Source organism: Citrobacter sp. CK198, from assembly GCF_030333295.1.
GTDB lineage: Bacteria > Pseudomonadota > Gammaproteobacteria > Enterobacterales > Enterobacteriaceae > Citrobacter_B > Citrobacter_B koseri.
The window spans coordinates 287,851-303,089 of sequence record NZ_JAOWGE010000030.1; the positions used below are offsets into that span (position 1 = coordinate 287,851).

Sequence of the window (15,239 nt, forward strand, 5' to 3'; positions counted from 1 at the left end):
GTCAGGCCCCTTGATGATGGAGAGTGAAACTGTTGGCGTAACGTTCGGGGTCCCGCCCGGTCCATACGGAACCATCCATGAGGGTGCTGGTGCGTAACAGCTGAGAAGGCGGCGTGATGCCGCCTACCGCTGCGGCGGCGTCCCGCCAGATGTCCGTGCGGTTAATCCGGGCGGCGATGGCGTTATAATCCGGCGCGTCCTTGAGCAGCCCCCAGCGACGAAACTGCGTCAGGAACCACATCCCGTCGGAATGCCACGGAAAACTCACTTCCGCATCGTGATAAAAACGAATGGCGTGCGCGTCCTGCCAGCGATGCCCTGCGCCGTTGTCGTACTCGCCCAACATACGTCCGGTCAGGTACTGCTCTTTAGTGTTGAGCCAGGCGCGACGGGCCAGTATTTGTGCGGTTTCGCGTCGGTTTTCCACTGAGGCGTCGATCCAGCGCGCCGCCTCCAGTACCGCGCTGACCAGCGCTCTGGCGGTGTTTGGATGCTGTTCGACCCAGTCACGGCGCGTTCCCAGGATTTTTTCCGGGTGATCGGGCCAGATGGCCTGTGAGGTCGTGGCGGTAAAACCAATGCGATCATTAATCGCACGGGCATTCCACGGTTCACCGACGCAAAAACCCACCATGTTGCCAATACGCATGTTCATCACCATTTGCGGCGGCGGCACGACGACCATTCGGACATCAGAGAACGGGTTAATACCCGCGCTGGCCAGCCAGTAATAGAGCCACATCGCATGCGTTCCGGTCGGAAATGTATGCGCAAAGGTGTAAGTGCCGGGCGCTTGTCCGGCGATCATGTTTTTCAATCCGCCAGCGTCGGTAATGCCTTTTTCCTGGATCTCCGTCGACAGCGTGATTGCCTGTCCGTTCTGATTTAACGTCATCAGGTTCGCCATCGGCTGCGGCTTACTGGCAATACCAAGCTCAAGACCATAGAGCAGTCCATACAGCACATGCGCCGCGTCCAGTTCACCGGAAACGAGTTTGTCGCGCACCGCCGCCCAACTGGCCTCTTTGGTCGGCACAAGGGTAATGCCGTATTTCTTATCAAACCCTTTCAACGCGGCGATGATCAGCGGCGCGCAGTCGGTGAGCGGAATAAAGCCGACTCTGACAGTTTCAAGTTCGGGTTTGTCCGACCCTGCCGCCCACACGGACTGCATCAAACCGGGCACCAGCAGCGCCCCGCCCATCGCGGCCCCTGCCTGCAATAATCGACGTCGCGTCAATGAAACAGACCTGTCACCCATACATGCTCCCCATTGCAAAAAAAAAGCGCCCGGCAATGCCGAAGCATTGCAGGACGCCTTTATCCCAAACGCGCGCAAACCGTCGTTGGTTTGCCGCTAAACTGTTTTCAGAACTCTTTTACCATTTCAGTATTGCAATTCAGATGCCAACATCAACATGCCCTTATCCCGCCGCTTTTCAGGCGGTACGCGAACGCGCTTGCACCCGAATCTGGCACACGATGCCCAGCCGTTGTGCAACTACCCTTTGGTTGTCACCTGCCAGAGCGATTTCACCGTGAGCAGCGCACGCGCGATGTCCACCATCCGCTGGTTCTTATCCATCGCCATTTTGCGCAGCGACTGCCAGGCCTGCTCTTCAGACAGATTCTGGTGATGCATCAGCACATATTTGGCCTTATCAATAACCTTTCGCTCCTCCAGCGCATCCTGTAGCGACGCCAGTTGCCCGCTGAGCTGCTCCAGCTCCCGCGCCTGTTGCCGCACAACCAGCAGCAACTGCTTATCCCGGCGCAATGAGAACGTATCGTCGGTGGCATCATCCAGCCAGCTGGCGAGCGGCAACGTTGTCTCATCCTGCGCCAGACGGCGCTCCACCGCAGACATTAACTCGGCGATCAGCATCTCCTCGATGCTGCGCAGTTGCTCCAGCCGTTGCGTCTGGAGCGTGAACCAGCGTAAAGCGCTTTCGCCCTTATCGGGCGCAGGCTGGCGCGTACAGGCCAGACGGCGCCACTGTTCGATAGCGGCTTCCGCTTCGCACTGCTGGCGAAATGCGTGAACCACCGTCGGAGACGCCAGCGATATAAAGGTGTCAAAGCAGAGCTGCTGTCCGTCAATGCGATCCACCAGTTCCTGTCGCATCTCGTGGCTGAACACCCCTTGCGTAAACCCTATCGCCCCCAGCGCCCGCTCTTGCCCCACCAGCTCCTTACCCTGCATAAAGCTGTACAGCGCGACCATCCCTCCGGCGATGTGGGGATGGTCGATGTTGTCGTTAAGCTGCGGCACAATGCTTAACAGGTGGCGCAGCGTGCGGCTGTACTGATCCATCGCCTGTGGCGCATCGCTATGCCGTCCACTGACCGCTTCGCGCAGCTGCGGCAACTGCTCCAGACACCAGACAGCCCCGGCGATGCGATGACAGAGCGCGCTGTTCGCCATCGGCCTCATCTCCTGCAACAGGGACTGCAACCGGGCGTGTTCTTCGTCCACCAGCGCGCGGCTGGCGCGTATCTCCGGCCCATAAAGTTGCCCTGCGGAACACAACCAGATGTTGGATGCGCCGCGTTCGCACTGTAGCATATGCACCAGATGGCTAATCCGGGACACCAGTTTCCCTGACTGCGCCAGTTGGCGAAGCTGCGTATTCTCAAGCTGGCGCGCATAATGAAACCATTGGGTGGCGCCGGGGCGGCTTTCCATATTCGTCATCATCGTTGCTCTCCCGGGTAACAGGTCTACCCGTAACTACAAGCAATATCCATGCCCCCCTGACAACAGGAGTCAAAATGCAAAAGATAGTGATCGTCGCAAACGGTGCGGCATACGGTAGCGAAGCGTTATTTAACAGCCTGCGTCTGGCCATTGCGCTACGTGAACAGGCCGGCGACCTCGACCTGCGTTTATTTCTAATGTCGGATGCCGTCACCGCAGGATTACGCGGACAGAAGCCTGCGGAAGGTTACAATATCCAGCAAATGCTGGAGATCCTGACCGCGCAGAACGTCCCGGTGAAACTGTGTAAAACCTGTACCGACGGGCGGGGAATCACCACATTGCCGCTCATTGACGGCGTGGAAGTCGGTACGCTGGTCGAACTGGCCCAGTGGACGCTGGCGGCGGATAAAGTTCTGACCTTCTGATCCCCGGCGCGGGAATTGCCCCTGGTTTCCGCGCACCTTCATTAGCGCTTAACGCGCGTTTAGCCCTGCTGATACTATTTTCTTATGGACGCGGTTGCAGCCTCAAGATTCGCCGCCCGGTAGCCGATAGGATTTCCAATACCACACTGAAGGAAATACTATGTTCAGCTCAATTCGCGCCCGTATTATTGCGGCGACAACGGGATGTCTGGTTGTCGCCCTCCTCCTTAACACGCTGATTAACCTTCAGGTAACGCGTCTCGATAACCGACAAGCGCAGCAGGATACGCTCACCAGTACCAGCGCCAGCCACAGTCTGGCGATTGCCGACTGGGTTAGCAGCAAAATGAATATGATTTCCTCATTGCAGCAGGCGGCACTAACCGACGATCCGGTGCCGGTATTTCGTCAAATGGCGCTGGGCGGCGGCTTTACGAATATCTATGTCGGGTATGTCAGCAAAACAGCAAAATTTTCCGATCCGGCAGGCATACCGCCAGATTTTGATCCGACGTCACGTCCCTGGTATCAACAGGTTGTCAGCGCTGACGCCGCCGTCGTTACGGCCCCCTATGTTGATGCCGGAACCGGTAAGCTGGTGGTAACGTTCGCCGTTCCGGTGAAAGAGAACGGCGAACTGAAAGCGGTAGTCGCCGGTGATGTCGCGATGGATGCCGTCGTGGCGAATGTACACGGTATTCGACCGACGCCCGCCAGCAGCGGTATGTTGCTCGACCAAAACGGAACGCTCATCGCCGCCAACGATCCGGCGCTGACGATGAAACCTTTCGCGCAGGTCGTCAGCGGCGTGGATTTCAATCAGGTAAAAAGCGGACACCCTGTTCAGGCGCTGATCGGCGAGAGCAGTAAAACGCTGCTGGCAACGCCGGTGCAAGGAACCCACTGGTGGCTGGTCGTGGCGTTAGACGAAAAAGAGGCAACCTCCGGCATGCTGGCGCTGCTGAAGGCGTCCACCCTGTCTCTGCTACTGTTGGTTCTCGCGGGCGGCGCAGTGATGCACCTTCTGGTGGCTCGCCTGATGAAGCGTCTGTCCACGATCCGCGACGCGATGCATGCCATTGCCAACGGGACGAACGATTTGTCTCAGCGTTTGCCGGACAGCGGCACGGACGAGGTCGCGCAAATCGCCAGGGCGTTTAACGGTTTTAGCGATAAATTGTCCGTGGTGATGGTACAGCTACGCGATGCCAGCGCCTCAGTGAAAATGGCCGCGCAGGAGATTGCCGCCGGTAACCGCGACCTTTCAGGCCGTACCGAGCAGGCCGCCTCCAGCCTGCGTGAAACCGCCAGCGCCGTTGAGCAAATCACCGCATCGGTCGCCCAGTCCACGGAATCTGCCGCCGAAGCCAACGATCAGGCGCAAAAAGCCTCACAGGCCGCCACGCGCGGCGGCGACGTGGTCTCGCAGGCAATCACGACAATGCAATCTATTGAAGGGGCATCGGCGAAAATCGGCGATATCACCAGCGTGATCGACGGCATTGCGTTCCAGACCAATATTCTGGCGCTGAATGCTTCGGTCGAAGCCGCCCGGGCGGGAGAGCAAGGCCGCGGGTTTGCCGTTGTCGCGGGTGAAGTGCGCAACCTTGCCAGCCGCAGCGCACAGGCGGCAAAAGAGATTAAATCGCTGATCGACTCCACAACCACCAGCGTCGCGACAGGTTCACGTTATGTTCATCTGGCCGGAGAAAGTATGCAGGAGATCCTGTCCAGCATCGGCCATGTCTCCGGCATCATGCATGAAATCAGCATAGCCACCAGTGAACAGATGAAAGGCATTCAGGAAATAAATCACTCCGTGAACCACCTTGATCGCATGGTGCAACAGAACGCTGAACTGGTGGTGCAGTCTGCCGCCGCCGCAGGCGCCTTGCAGAGCCAGGCAGGCGAGCTGGCTGAAACTGCCGGGCATTTCCGAATTTAATCTTATAAGGGCGTGTTTTTGTCGAAAGTTACCACGCCCTTTCAATGATTTTCAGGCATTTTGTCATTTTTGTTTAATGGTTATGCCATTTTTTGATCAAAATCAGCATCCGTGAGCTCACCCTTTGGTGTTATGCAGTGAGTGAAATGTGAACAACATCACGCAGCACTTCCGCAAGGGAGTACGTTGTTTTCAAGAACGGGGTGAAAAATGGCATTAGTGAAAGCAAGTTTGAAATTGTTTGGTGGGGATACGGTGATAGTGCGTTGTTCTGAACGCTGCCACATCCATTTAATGAGCGAGAAAAAACACGTCAAAGACACGCAGACCGATATTTTAAGCGTGCAGAACCGTGATAATGCCTGGCTGACCGTACCGTACACCGGTGTCTGGAACGTGCTGATCGACAGCCACAGCCAGTCACTGGAACACTCCATCAGTTATATCGCAGCCTGATTTTTTTGCCCCTGGATTCAGGGGCAACGCTCAGGCAAATCCGGGGTTGAATCCCCTTTCCGGCTGATTCTCGCCTAACAAGCCTCTGACTTTCGCCACCAGATCGTTCAGGCAATCGTCCCGCATCCCCAGTCTGGCAAGCTCCTGTTCCAGCGAGAACAGATATTGCGCGTTGGTGCCCAACGGCCCACTGGCAGCAGCGATCAGCGGCGCGATAATCTGAGCGCGAGTATCCGACTCATACAGCGGGTGTCGCGGGTCCATAATAAACACCAGCGCATTGACCGTCCGACCATCATCCAGCGCCAGCTGGCACCAGGTGGGAAGATAGCAGCCGGTAATCATTTCCCGCTTCCACAGCAGCGTCAGCTCCTGCTCCAGCGCGTTCTCCGGCAGTTTATAAGCCACGCCAGTCGTTCGCCCGCCCTCTTTCAGCGCCAGCATCCGTCCGGGCTGGCACGCCGTTCCACGCCCTGCCGTCAGACGCAAACAAAACGCCCGATGCCAGCCGACCAGCGTACCGGTACAGGACTCGTCAAATTCTAACGCCGGATTCCACATCAACGATCCATAACCGAAGATCCACACCGGCCCATCATCGGGCCTACAGGCAAGCGTCGCCGCCAGTGAAGCGGCCCGTTGTTCTGCTGACCAAAGTAGTGATTCTTCAATAGCGCCAAACGCCGTTTTACAATCGGCATTCAGTAAAAAATCACGCGTTAACACCTTACACCTCCGCCACTGCAAACTTCCCTGCAACACTTTTTTGACGCCTTCCGGGCATTTTAACTGCTCATTTTGAAACCACTAACAGGACAATATGCAATTCAATCGCCGCTTGCAAGGCAACAGACGCTCAACGCGCATCATTTGCCTGGTCTGGCACGAAGACAATCAGCGCTTTTTATGCCACTTATCATCGTCCCCTTTTTGGTAATCATTTTTGACGGCAGCCCAGGCAACCTTATGCGCGGTCTCCTCCCGGCTGGCGTCGTCACGTCTGTCCGCTTTATCTTTATATTGTTCCCAGGCGCTATTAAACGCCTCTTTATAGATATCCTGCGCGTGCGCAGGCAGCACATTCTGAACGCTTTCCGGCAAATCGCTTTTCGTTTTATAAGGCATTGCTGACTCCTCTTTTTGCTGTAAACCTTTAGTGTGGTCAACAATGTTTTGTCTCGCCAGTCGGGGGGGATTTTACTTTTTATTTGTCACTAACCCACTGTTATTCATATACTCTCTAAACAAGACGTACTTTTTTATTCACTCTGCGGGGAAAAATAGCCCATGCCGTAAAATTACGTAAAAACACAATGATGAAGCCGCGATTTCTGTTATTTTTTACAATCTTTAATACATTTATAATTAAAAACACCTGCGGAGATGGAGAATCATAATGACACACGCACATGAGGCGGTGAAAACCCGCCACAAGGAGACCTCGCTTATTTTCCCGGTTCTGGCACTGGTGGTGCTGTTCTTATGGGGAAGCAGTCAGTCACTACCAGTGGTCATCGGTATTAATATACTTGCCCTTATTGGTATTTTAAGCAGCGCTTTCAGCGTTGTCCGCCATGCGGATGTATTAGCGCACCGACTCGGCGAACCCTACGGTTCCCTGATCTTAAGTCTTTCTGTCGTTATTCTGGAAGTGAGTTTAATTTCCGCATTGATGGCCACCGGCGACGCCGCGCCAACGCTGATGCGCGACACGCTCTATTCAATCATCATGATTGTAACTGGCGGACTGGTCGGTTTTTCTCTGCTGCTTGGCGGTCGTAAATTCGCCACGCAATATATGAACCTGTTTGGCATTAAACAGTATTTAATTGCCCTGTTTCCACTGGCGATTATCGTACTGGTCTTCCCTATGGCGTTGCCAGGGGCGAATTTTACTACGGCTCAGGCGCTGTTAGTGGCGCTTATTTCCGCCGCGATGTACGGCGTTTTCCTGCTGATTCAGACGAAAACGCACCAGAGTTTATTCGTTTACGAGCATGAAGATGAAAGTGATGACGATGACCCGCACCACGGCAAGCCGTCCGCGCACAGCAACATCTGGCACGCTGTATGGCTGATCGTACATCTGATTGCCGTTATCGCCGTGACGAAAATGAACGCCAATCCGCTGGAGACACTGTTAACCGAACTGAATGCGCCAGTGGCATTTACCGGTTTCCTCGTGGCCTTGCTGATCCTCTCCCCTGAAGGACTGGGCGCGCTGAAAGCGGTGTTGAATAACCAGGTACAGCGAGCCATGAACCTGTTCTTTGGTTCGGTACTGGCAACCATCTCCCTGACCGTACCAGTGGTGACGCTGATTGCATGGGCTACCGGAAATGACCTGCTCTTCGGTTTGGGCGCCCCGGAGATGGTGGTGATGGTAGCCTCACTGGTGCTGTGCCACATTTCCTTCTCGACCGGGCGAACCAATGTGTTGAACGGCGCGGCGCATCTGGCTCTGTTTATCGCTTACCTGATGACCATTTTTGCCTGACGGACAAAAAAGCCCGGTAGCGCTTACGCTTACCGGGCTTACGAAACCGCGTTTATTGTAGGCCGGATACGGCGTCAGACGCCCTCCGGCACACATCATCCCCGCTTAGTGTTCGGTATCCAGCTCGCCGAAGCTTTTCACCAGATCGTCAATCGCTTTAATTTGCTTCAGGAACGGTTCCAGCTTCGCTAACGGCAGCGCGGACGGACCGTCACATTTCGCATGCTCCGGGTCCGGGTGCGCTTCAATGAACAAACCGGCCAGACCTACCGCCATACCGGCGCGCGCCAGTTCGGTAACCTGCGCGCGACGACCGCCAGACGCGGCGCCAAACGGGTCACGGCACTGCAACGCATGGGTGACGTCAAAAATAACGGGCGAGTTACCAGAAACTTTCTTCATCACGCTAAAGCCCAGCATATCAACAACCAGGTTGTCGTAGCCGAAGTTCGCACCACGATCGCACAGGATCACTTTATCGTTGCCGCCTTCGTGGAATTTGTCCACGATATTGCCCATCTGACCAGGGCTGACGAACTGCGGTTTTTTCACGTTAATGACCGCGCCGGTTTTTGCCATCGCTTCCACCAGGTCGGTCTGGCGAGCGAGGAATGCCGGAAGCTGAATGACATCCACCACGTCAGCGACAGGCTGCGCCTGACTGGCTTCATGAACGTCGGTGATCACTTTCACACCAAACGTTTGTTTCAGTTCCTGGAAAATCTTCATCCCTTCTTCCAGACCCGGGCCACGGTAAGAGTGAATAGAGGAACGGTTGGCTTTATCAAAAGAGGCTTTGAACACATAAGGAATACCCAGCTTCTGGGTTACGGTTACGTAGTGTTCACAGATACGCATCGCCAGATCGCGTGATTCCAGCACGTTCATACCGCCAAACAGCACGAATGGCAGGTCATTTGCCACGTTGATGTCGCCAATGCTAACCACTTTTTGTTTCATAAGATCGCCTTAACCATGGGTAAAATGTCGATTAATTAATGCAAAACAATTTGCTTGTGCGCAATGGTATTAATCTGCGCACGAATCATTTCGCTGATCGGGTCTTCTGGACACTGTTCAACAAAATAACTTAAATCCGTCAACGCAACATGTTCACACTCCAGTTGCGCATAAATCAGCCCCCGGTCGCGGATCTCGTAAGGGTCTTCCGGGTTAAATTGCAGTAACGCTTCGCTGGCGCGCAACGCCAGTTCCATTTGCCGCTCTTCCATCAAGGAAGATTTCAGCGTATCCAGCAATTTGCGAATGACCTCAGCGTTATCCGCCTCATCCAGATCTTCGTTAAACAGCTCAGCGACCGGGCTAATATTGCCCTTCAGCCAGACTTCCAGCGTATGCTCATCGAGCGTTTCGCCGTTAAATGGGTTGATCAGCCACATTTCCCCCTCCAGCGATTCAATACGCAGAATCAACTGGGTCGGGAAAATGACCGGCACCAATGGGAGACCCAGCCGGTGAGCCAGCCACAATAAGATTGCGCCTAACGATACCGCGCTCCCCTGGCGGTTTTTCAGAACCTGATCGAGCCATAATGCATCAGAAAGACGGTAGACGCCGTGGGTATCTCTGAACCCCCACTCGCCATAAAAAAGTGCCAGCAATTTTTCCAGTTGCTCATCCTGAGACAGGAGCTGGCTAATTTCTTCATGCGCCAGACTGGCCAGACGTTCCAGTTCGTCATAGACCGCTTGCGTCGGAAAATCCAGGCGGATCGATTCCGATGCCAGGATCATCCCATCGCACAGTGGCGCTTTATTAAATTCGAAATCAGCTAACGACCTCATGACTTACCCCAGTAACGGTATTTTTGTGGTGGCGAGTTTAATGATGATGTACAGCACCACCAGCGCCAGCGGGAAGGCGATAACGCGCGCCTGCTGACTGCGCGCCTGACGATAATCAAGCGCAATAAAACCCAAAACGATGTAGATGATAACGCCAAACAACTTCTCAGTCAGCCATGTCCCCTGTTCGGTGAATGGCAGGATGTGCGTTTTTATGATCAACCCCGCTCCGCTAAGCAGCAAAACGGTGTCAATAATCGGCGGGACAACCCGCGTCCAGCGTGCGGATGCCAGCGCATGGCGGGTATAGCGCCACCAGAAACGCAGCACGAACAGGCTAACGGAAAGCGTAACGCTGGTCAGATGGACGCCCAGCAGCAGCGTAAATGTATTCATGGCGCGATCCGCCCAAGCGTGATTCGTTCGTTGTCGCCATAATCACGGCAGGTCTCAACCTGAACGTACCCCGCCTGCGTCAACGCGGTTCTGACCGCCGCCCCTTGCTGCCAGCCGTGCTCCAGCAACAGATACCCCCCCGGCGCCAGCGCATGGCGCGCCTGCGCGATAATGTGCGTGATATCCGCCATGCCGTTATCGTCTGCGACCAGCGCCGACAGCGGTTCAAAACGCACATCGCCCTGCGCGAGATGGGGATCATGCGCATCAATATACGGAGGGTTGCTGACGATCATGTCAAATTGCTGCCCCGGCAACGCCGCGAACCAGTCGCTTTGCAATATGCGAACATTGTGAATCGCCAGATGTTGCGCATTACGGCCAGCCAGCGCCACGGCGTCTGGCATACGGTCTACCGCCGTGACCTCGCAGTCCGGTCGCTCTGTCGCCAGCGCCAGCGCAATCGCGCCGGTTCCGGTGCCGAGGTCGAGAATCCGACACGGCGAATCAGGCAGACGTGCCAGCGCCTGCTCGACCAGACATTCGGTGTCCGGGCGCGGAATCAGCGTGGCGGGCGAGACAAACAGCGGCAGTGACCAGAACTCGCGCATGCCAGTCAGGTGTGCGACCGGTTCGCCGCGCTGACGACGCGCCAGCAACTGCGCCAGTTGCTCACGCTGCGTGTCGGTCAGCGCCGTTTCGCCAAATGCCAGAATAAAGGTGCGCGCCTTACCGGTAACGTGGCCCAGCAAAATCTCGGCATCACGTCGGGGGCTTTCACTCTCCTGTAAGCGGCTTATCGCCTCACGCAACCAGTGCTGGTAATCCATTATTCCTGCTCGGACAACGCCGCCAGTTGGTCGGCCTGATGTTCCTGAACAATCGGCTCAATGAGCATGTCCAGTTTCCCCTCCATCGCCTCATCCAGACGGTAGAGGGTCAGGTTAATACGATGATCCGTCACGCGACCCTGCGGGAAGTTATAGGTACGGTTGCGATCGCTGCGGTCGCCGCTGCCTAACAGGTTACGCCGGGTTGAGGCTTCAGCCTGCTGACGCTTCGCCGTTTCTGCGGCATGGATGCGCGCCCCCAGCACCGACAGCGCCTTCGCTTTGTTTTTATGCTGTGAACGTTCGTCCTGGCACTCCACCACGATACCGGTCGGCAAGTGCGTAATACGAATTGCGGAGTCGGTGGTGTTAACGTGCTGACCGCCCGCGCCCGAAGAGCGGAAGGTGTCGATACGTAAATCAGCCGGGTTAATATCCGGCAGTTCAGCCTCCGGCAGTTCCGGCATAACGGCGACGGTACAGGCGGACGTGTGGATACGCCCCTGCGATTCGGTCGCCGGGACGCGCTGAACGCGATGGCCGCCGGACTCAAACTTGAGTCGCCCGTAAACGCCATCGCCGCTGATTTTGGCGATGATCTCTTTATAGCCGCCATGCTCGCCTTCACTGGCGCTCATGATCTCTACCCGCCAGCGACGCGCTTCAGCGTAACGGCTGTACATGCGGAACAGATCGCCTGCGAACAGCGCGGCTTCATCGCCGCCCGTTCCGGCGCGCACTTCGAGGAAAGCGTTACGTTCGTCATCGGGATCTTTTGGCAGCAGCAGAACCTGCAACTGTTGCTCCAGTTGTTCACCTTTTTCTTTGGCTTCGCGCAGTTCATCCTGCGCCATCTCGCGCATTTCAGGATCGTCGAGCATCATCTGTGCCGTTTCGATATCATCCTGAACCTGTTGCCAGTCCGTAAAACAGCGAGAAACATCGCTTAATTGCGCATACTCACGCGACAGCGCGCGAAAGCGTTCCTGGTCTGCGATGGTTCCCGCATCACCCAACAGCGCCTGAACTTCTTCATGGCGTTCGTGCAGGGCTTCCAGTTTGGCAACGATAGAAGGCTTCATAGGCGTAAATGCACCCTGTAAAAAATAGATTGGTGTGCTGCTACTCCAGCCCGAGGCTGTCGCGCAGAATATTCAGGCGTTCGTCATCCCCGTCACGGGCGGCCTGTTGAAGAGATTTAGTTGGCGCATGGATCAGGCGGTTGGTCAGTTTCCATGCCAGATCCTGCAAAATGGCTTGCGCGTCGCCGCCCTGTTCAAGGGCTGCCAACGCTTTAACTGTCAGTTCATCGCGTACATGCTCTGATTGACTACGGTATTCGCGGATGGTCTCGCTGGCGCTTTGCGAGCGCAGCCAGGCCATAAATTCGCTGGCTTCCTGCGCGACAATCGTTTCGGCCTCCACTGCCGCCGCTTTACGCTGCGCCAGGTTATGCGAAATGATGCTTTGCAGGTCATCAACGCTGTACAGATAGGCATTCGCCAGTTTCCCGACTTCCGGCTCCACGTCGCGCGGCACGGCAATGTCCACCAACAGCATCGGCTGGTTACGACGGCTTTTTAACGCGCGCTCCACCATCCCTTTGCCGATAATCGGCAGCGGACTGGCGGTTGAGCTGATAATAATATCGGCTTCCCGCAGACGTTCGTCGATGTCGCTCAACGAAATAACCTCAGCTCCCACTTCATCCGCCAGCACTTGCGCGCGTTCGCGGGTGCGGTTGGCGATGATCATTTTCTGTACTTTATGTTCACGCAGATGGCGCGCGACCAGTTCAATGGTTTCACCCGCCCCGACCAGCAACACCGTCACCGTGGAGAGGGATTCGAAAATCTGACGCGCCAGCGTACAGGCGGCAAAAGCAACGGACACGGCGCTGGCGCCGATGTCTGTTTCGGTGCGTACGCGTTTGGCGACGGAAAACGATTTCTGGAACATGCGTTCCAGCGCGCTGGCATGCAGATGACCTTTTTGCGAATCCGCAAACGCTTTTTTCACCTGACCGAGAATTTGCGGTTCGCCCAGCACCAGCGAGTCCAGCCCGCTGGCGACGCGCATCAGGTGGCTGACGGCGTCGTTGTCCTGGTGCCAGTAGAGGCTATTGCGCAGGTCGTCTTCATTGAGATTATGGTAATCACATAACCAACGAATCAGCGCCTCTTGCAGGTTATCCTGTTCTTCAACGCTGAGATACAACTCCGTACGGTTGCACGTCGACAACACCACGCCGCCCTGCACCATCGGCTGCGCAAGCAGGCTGTCCAACGCCTGATCGAGCGTATCTGGCGAAAACGTTACGCGTTCTCGCAGCGATACAGGTGCCGTTTTATGGTTAATACCGAGCGCTAAAAGGGTCATGTGTGCGGGAATAGTACCAGCGTTGATAAGGTTAGACTGGGTGCATCATACAGGATGCTCGTGGTCAATAAAAGAGACAGCCTCCTTTTGGAGTAATAGCTTACCGTTTAAATTAAGATAACGTGAACGTAGACGATGTACCCGGTCAGCGCTAGCATTAAGGGTTATAACTGCAACCAACCGACGGGTTCAGTTTGTCGGCCTGATAAGCATAGCGCCATCAGGCAATTATCGCATCGTATTACAAGGATTCGTCATCACTATGACCCTGCCTGATTTTCGCCTGATCCGCCTGCTCCCGCTGGCTAGCCTGGTCCTCACCGCCTGTACGATCAATGCGCCGAAAGGTCCTGGCAAAAGTCCCGACTCCCCTCAGTGGCGTCAGCATCAGCAGGATGTGCGCAAGTTGAATCAGTATCAGACGCGTGGCGCGTTTGCTTATATCTCCGACGATCAGAAAGTGTATGCCCGCTTCTTCTGGCAGCAAACCGGTCAGGATCGCTACCGTCTGCTGTTGACCAATCCGCTGGGCAGCACCGAACTGGAGCTGAACGCCCAGCCGGGCAATGTGCAACTGGTCGACAACAAAGGGCAGCGTTACACCGCCGACGACGCCGAAGAGATGATCGGCAAGCTGACCGGAATGCCCATTCCGCTTAACAGCTTACGCCAGTGGATCCTCGGTCTGCCGGGCGACGCCACCGATTACACCCTCGACGACCAGTACCGCCTGAGCGAAGTGAACTACCGCCAGGACGGTAAAAACTGGAAAGTGGTATACAGCGGATACGACAGTAAAACGCAGCCCGCCATGCCGGCAAATATGGAACTCTCTGACGGCAGTCAGCGCATCAAACTGAAGATGGATAACTGGATTGTAAAATGATGACCCACTGGCCATCTCCGGCAAAACTGAATCTGTTTTTATACATCACCGGACAGCGTGCGGACGGTTATCACACATTGCAAACGCTGTTCCAGTTTCTTGATTACGGCGACACGATCGGCATTACGCCGCGCGGCGACGGCGAAATTCATCTTTTGACGCCTGTCGAGGGCGTCGAAAATGACGACAATCTGATCGTCCGCGCGGCGCGGTTGCTGATGAAGACAGCGTCCGCCCACGGGCGTTTGCCCGCAGGCAGCGGCGCGGATATCAGCATCGAGAAACGTTTGCCCATGGGCGGCGGTCTGGGTGGCGGCTCGTCCAATGCGGCGACCGTTCTGGTGGCGCTGAATCATCTCTGGCAGTGCGGATTATCGGTCGATGAACTGGCGGAAACAGGCTTAACGCTGGGCGCGGACGTCCCGGTGTTTGTCCGTGGACATGCGGCCTTCGCCGAGGGCGTGGGTGAAATCCTGACGCCGGTAGACCCGCCGGAGAAGTGGTATCTGGTTGCCCACCCAAGGGTAAGCATCCCCACGCCGGTTATTTTCAAGGACCCCGAATTACCGCGCAACACGCCAAAAAGGTCAATAGAAACGTTATTAAAATGTGAATTCGGCAATGATTGCGAGGTTATCGCAAGAAAACGTTTTCGCGAGGTTGATGCGGCGCTTTCCTGGCTGTTAGAATACGCGCCGTCGCGCCTGACTGGTACAGGGGCCTGTGTCTTTGCTGAATTCGATACAGAATCCGCTGCTCGTCAGGTGCTTAAGCAAGCCCCGGAATGGCTCAATGCGTTTGTGGCGAAGGGTGTCAACCTCTCTCCATTGCAAAAAGCCATGCTTTAAGCCGGGCAAGCTGAGTTTCGGTGACAACGTCACCCTGTTCCAGACGTTGCATCGCGCTCTTTAATACACCG

General features: G+C 55.7%; 16 protein-coding genes. 6 read left to right on the plus strand and 10 right to left on the minus strand.

What is annotated here, in order from left to right:
• Window position 1 precedes the first annotated feature (1 nt).
• On the minus strand, window positions 2-1,261 hold the full coding sequence (locus OGY62_RS10215; protein WP_286459713.1) for a CmpA/NrtA family ABC transporter substrate-binding protein: 1,260 nt from the start codon (window positions 1,259-1,261) through the stop codon (window positions 2-4).
• A gap of 240 nt (window positions 1,262-1,501) precedes the next feature.
• A complete protein-coding gene (gene nasR, locus OGY62_RS10220) occupies window positions 1,502-2,698 on the minus strand; it encodes a nitrate regulatory protein NasR (protein WP_286459715.1) in 1,197 nt (398 codons plus the stop codon).
• Between the two features lie 74 nt (window positions 2,699-2,772).
• Between nasR and OGY62_RS10225 the strand changes: the two genes are divergently transcribed.
• The 3 genes from OGY62_RS10225 to OGY62_RS10235 all read left to right on the plus strand — a co-directional run bounded on the left by OGY62_RS10225 (window position 2,773) and on the right by OGY62_RS10235 (window position 5,527).
• The gene (locus OGY62_RS10225) at window positions 2,773-3,126 is read left to right on the plus strand and encodes a DsrE/DsrF/TusD sulfur relay family protein (RefSeq protein ID WP_049010651.1); all 354 of its coding nucleotides are present in this window, start codon (window positions 2,773-2,775) and stop codon (window positions 3,124-3,126) included.
• Window positions 3,127-3,286: 160 nt separating this feature from the next.
• Window positions 3,287-5,071 carry a methyl-accepting chemotaxis protein gene (locus OGY62_RS10230; RefSeq protein WP_286459717.1) on the plus strand — a complete coding sequence of 595 codons (1,785 nt, stop codon included), beginning with the start codon at window positions 3,287-3,289 and terminating at the stop codon, window positions 5,069-5,071.
• A gap of 210 nt (window positions 5,072-5,281) precedes the next feature.
• Complete coding sequence (locus OGY62_RS10235; protein ID WP_012132167.1) at window positions 5,282-5,527, plus strand: DUF1883 domain-containing protein; 246 nt, start codon at window positions 5,282-5,284, stop codon at window positions 5,525-5,527.
• A 30-nt stretch (window positions 5,528-5,557) separates the two neighbouring features.
• Here OGY62_RS10235 and OGY62_RS10240 read toward each other — a convergent pair whose 3' ends face one another.
• Window positions 5,558-6,253, minus strand: coding sequence for a gamma-glutamylcyclotransferase (locus OGY62_RS10240; RefSeq protein ID WP_049010648.1), 696 nt, complete (start codon window positions 6,251-6,253; stop codon window positions 5,558-5,560).
• 168 nt (window positions 6,254-6,421) lie between these two features.
• Window positions 6,422-6,652 carry a putative cation transport regulator ChaB gene (gene chaB, locus OGY62_RS10245; protein ID WP_012132165.1) on the minus strand — a complete coding sequence of 77 codons (231 nt, stop codon included), beginning with the start codon at window positions 6,650-6,652 and terminating at the stop codon, window positions 6,422-6,424.
• Between the two features lie 271 nt (window positions 6,653-6,923).
• On the opposite strand from chaB, the gene chaA reads away from it, so the two are divergent.
• Entirely contained in the window at window positions 6,924-8,024 is a 1,101-nt protein-coding gene (chaA, locus tag OGY62_RS10250; RefSeq protein WP_012132163.1) for a sodium-potassium/proton antiporter ChaA, read from the plus strand.
• A gap of 105 nt (window positions 8,025-8,129) precedes the next feature.
• On the opposite strand, the gene kdsA is transcribed toward chaA, so the two are convergent.
• From kdsA to hemA, 6 genes are read right to left on the minus strand one after another with little or no spacing between them, the layout of a single operon-like run.
• On the minus strand, window positions 8,130-8,984 hold the full coding sequence (kdsA, locus tag OGY62_RS10255; RefSeq protein WP_012132162.1) for a 3-deoxy-8-phosphooctulonate synthase: 855 nt from the start codon (window positions 8,982-8,984) through the stop codon (window positions 8,130-8,132).
• Between the two features lie 35 nt (window positions 8,985-9,019).
• Window positions 9,020-9,829 (minus strand): invasion regulator SirB1, encoded by an 810-nt coding sequence (gene sirB1 / locus OGY62_RS10260; RefSeq protein ID WP_012132161.1) that lies wholly within the window; start codon window positions 9,827-9,829, stop codon window positions 9,020-9,022.
• A 3-nt stretch (window positions 9,830-9,832) separates the two neighbouring features.
• Window positions 9,833-10,225 carry an invasion regulator SirB2 gene (gene sirB2 / locus OGY62_RS10265; protein ID WP_047463430.1) on the minus strand — a complete coding sequence of 131 codons (393 nt, stop codon included), beginning with the start codon at window positions 10,223-10,225 and terminating at the stop codon, window positions 9,833-9,835.
• On the minus strand, window positions 10,222-11,055 hold the full coding sequence (prmC, locus tag OGY62_RS10270; protein WP_134769365.1) for a peptide chain release factor N(5)-glutamine methyltransferase: 834 nt from the start codon (window positions 11,053-11,055) through the stop codon (window positions 10,222-10,224). The genes sirB2 and prmC overlap by 4 nt, the downstream gene beginning before the upstream one ends.
• Window positions 11,055-12,137 carry a peptide chain release factor 1 gene (gene prfA, locus OGY62_RS10275; protein WP_012132158.1) on the minus strand — a complete coding sequence of 361 codons (1,083 nt, stop codon included), beginning with the start codon at window positions 12,135-12,137 and terminating at the stop codon, window positions 11,055-11,057. Before prfA ends, prmC begins: the two co-directional genes overlap by 1 nt.
• Window positions 12,138-12,177: 40 nt before the next feature.
• Entirely contained in the window at window positions 12,178-13,434 is a 1,257-nt protein-coding gene (hemA, locus tag OGY62_RS10280; RefSeq protein WP_012132157.1) for a glutamyl-tRNA reductase, read from the minus strand.
• A gap of 262 nt (window positions 13,435-13,696) precedes the next feature.
• On the opposite strand from hemA, the gene lolB reads away from it, so the two are divergent.
• Window positions 13,697-14,320: a lipoprotein insertase outer membrane protein LolB gene (gene lolB, locus OGY62_RS10285; protein WP_058669240.1), complete on the plus strand. Its 624-nt coding sequence runs from the start codon at window positions 13,697-13,699 to the stop codon at window positions 14,318-14,320.
• The gene (gene ispE / locus OGY62_RS10290; protein WP_286459719.1) at window positions 14,317-15,168 is read left to right on the plus strand and encodes a 4-(cytidine 5'-diphospho)-2-C-methyl-D-erythritol kinase; all 852 of its coding nucleotides are present in this window, start codon (window positions 14,317-14,319) and stop codon (window positions 15,166-15,168) included. Before lolB ends, ispE begins: the two co-directional genes overlap by 4 nt.
• Window positions 15,169-15,239: the final 71 nt, after the last annotated feature.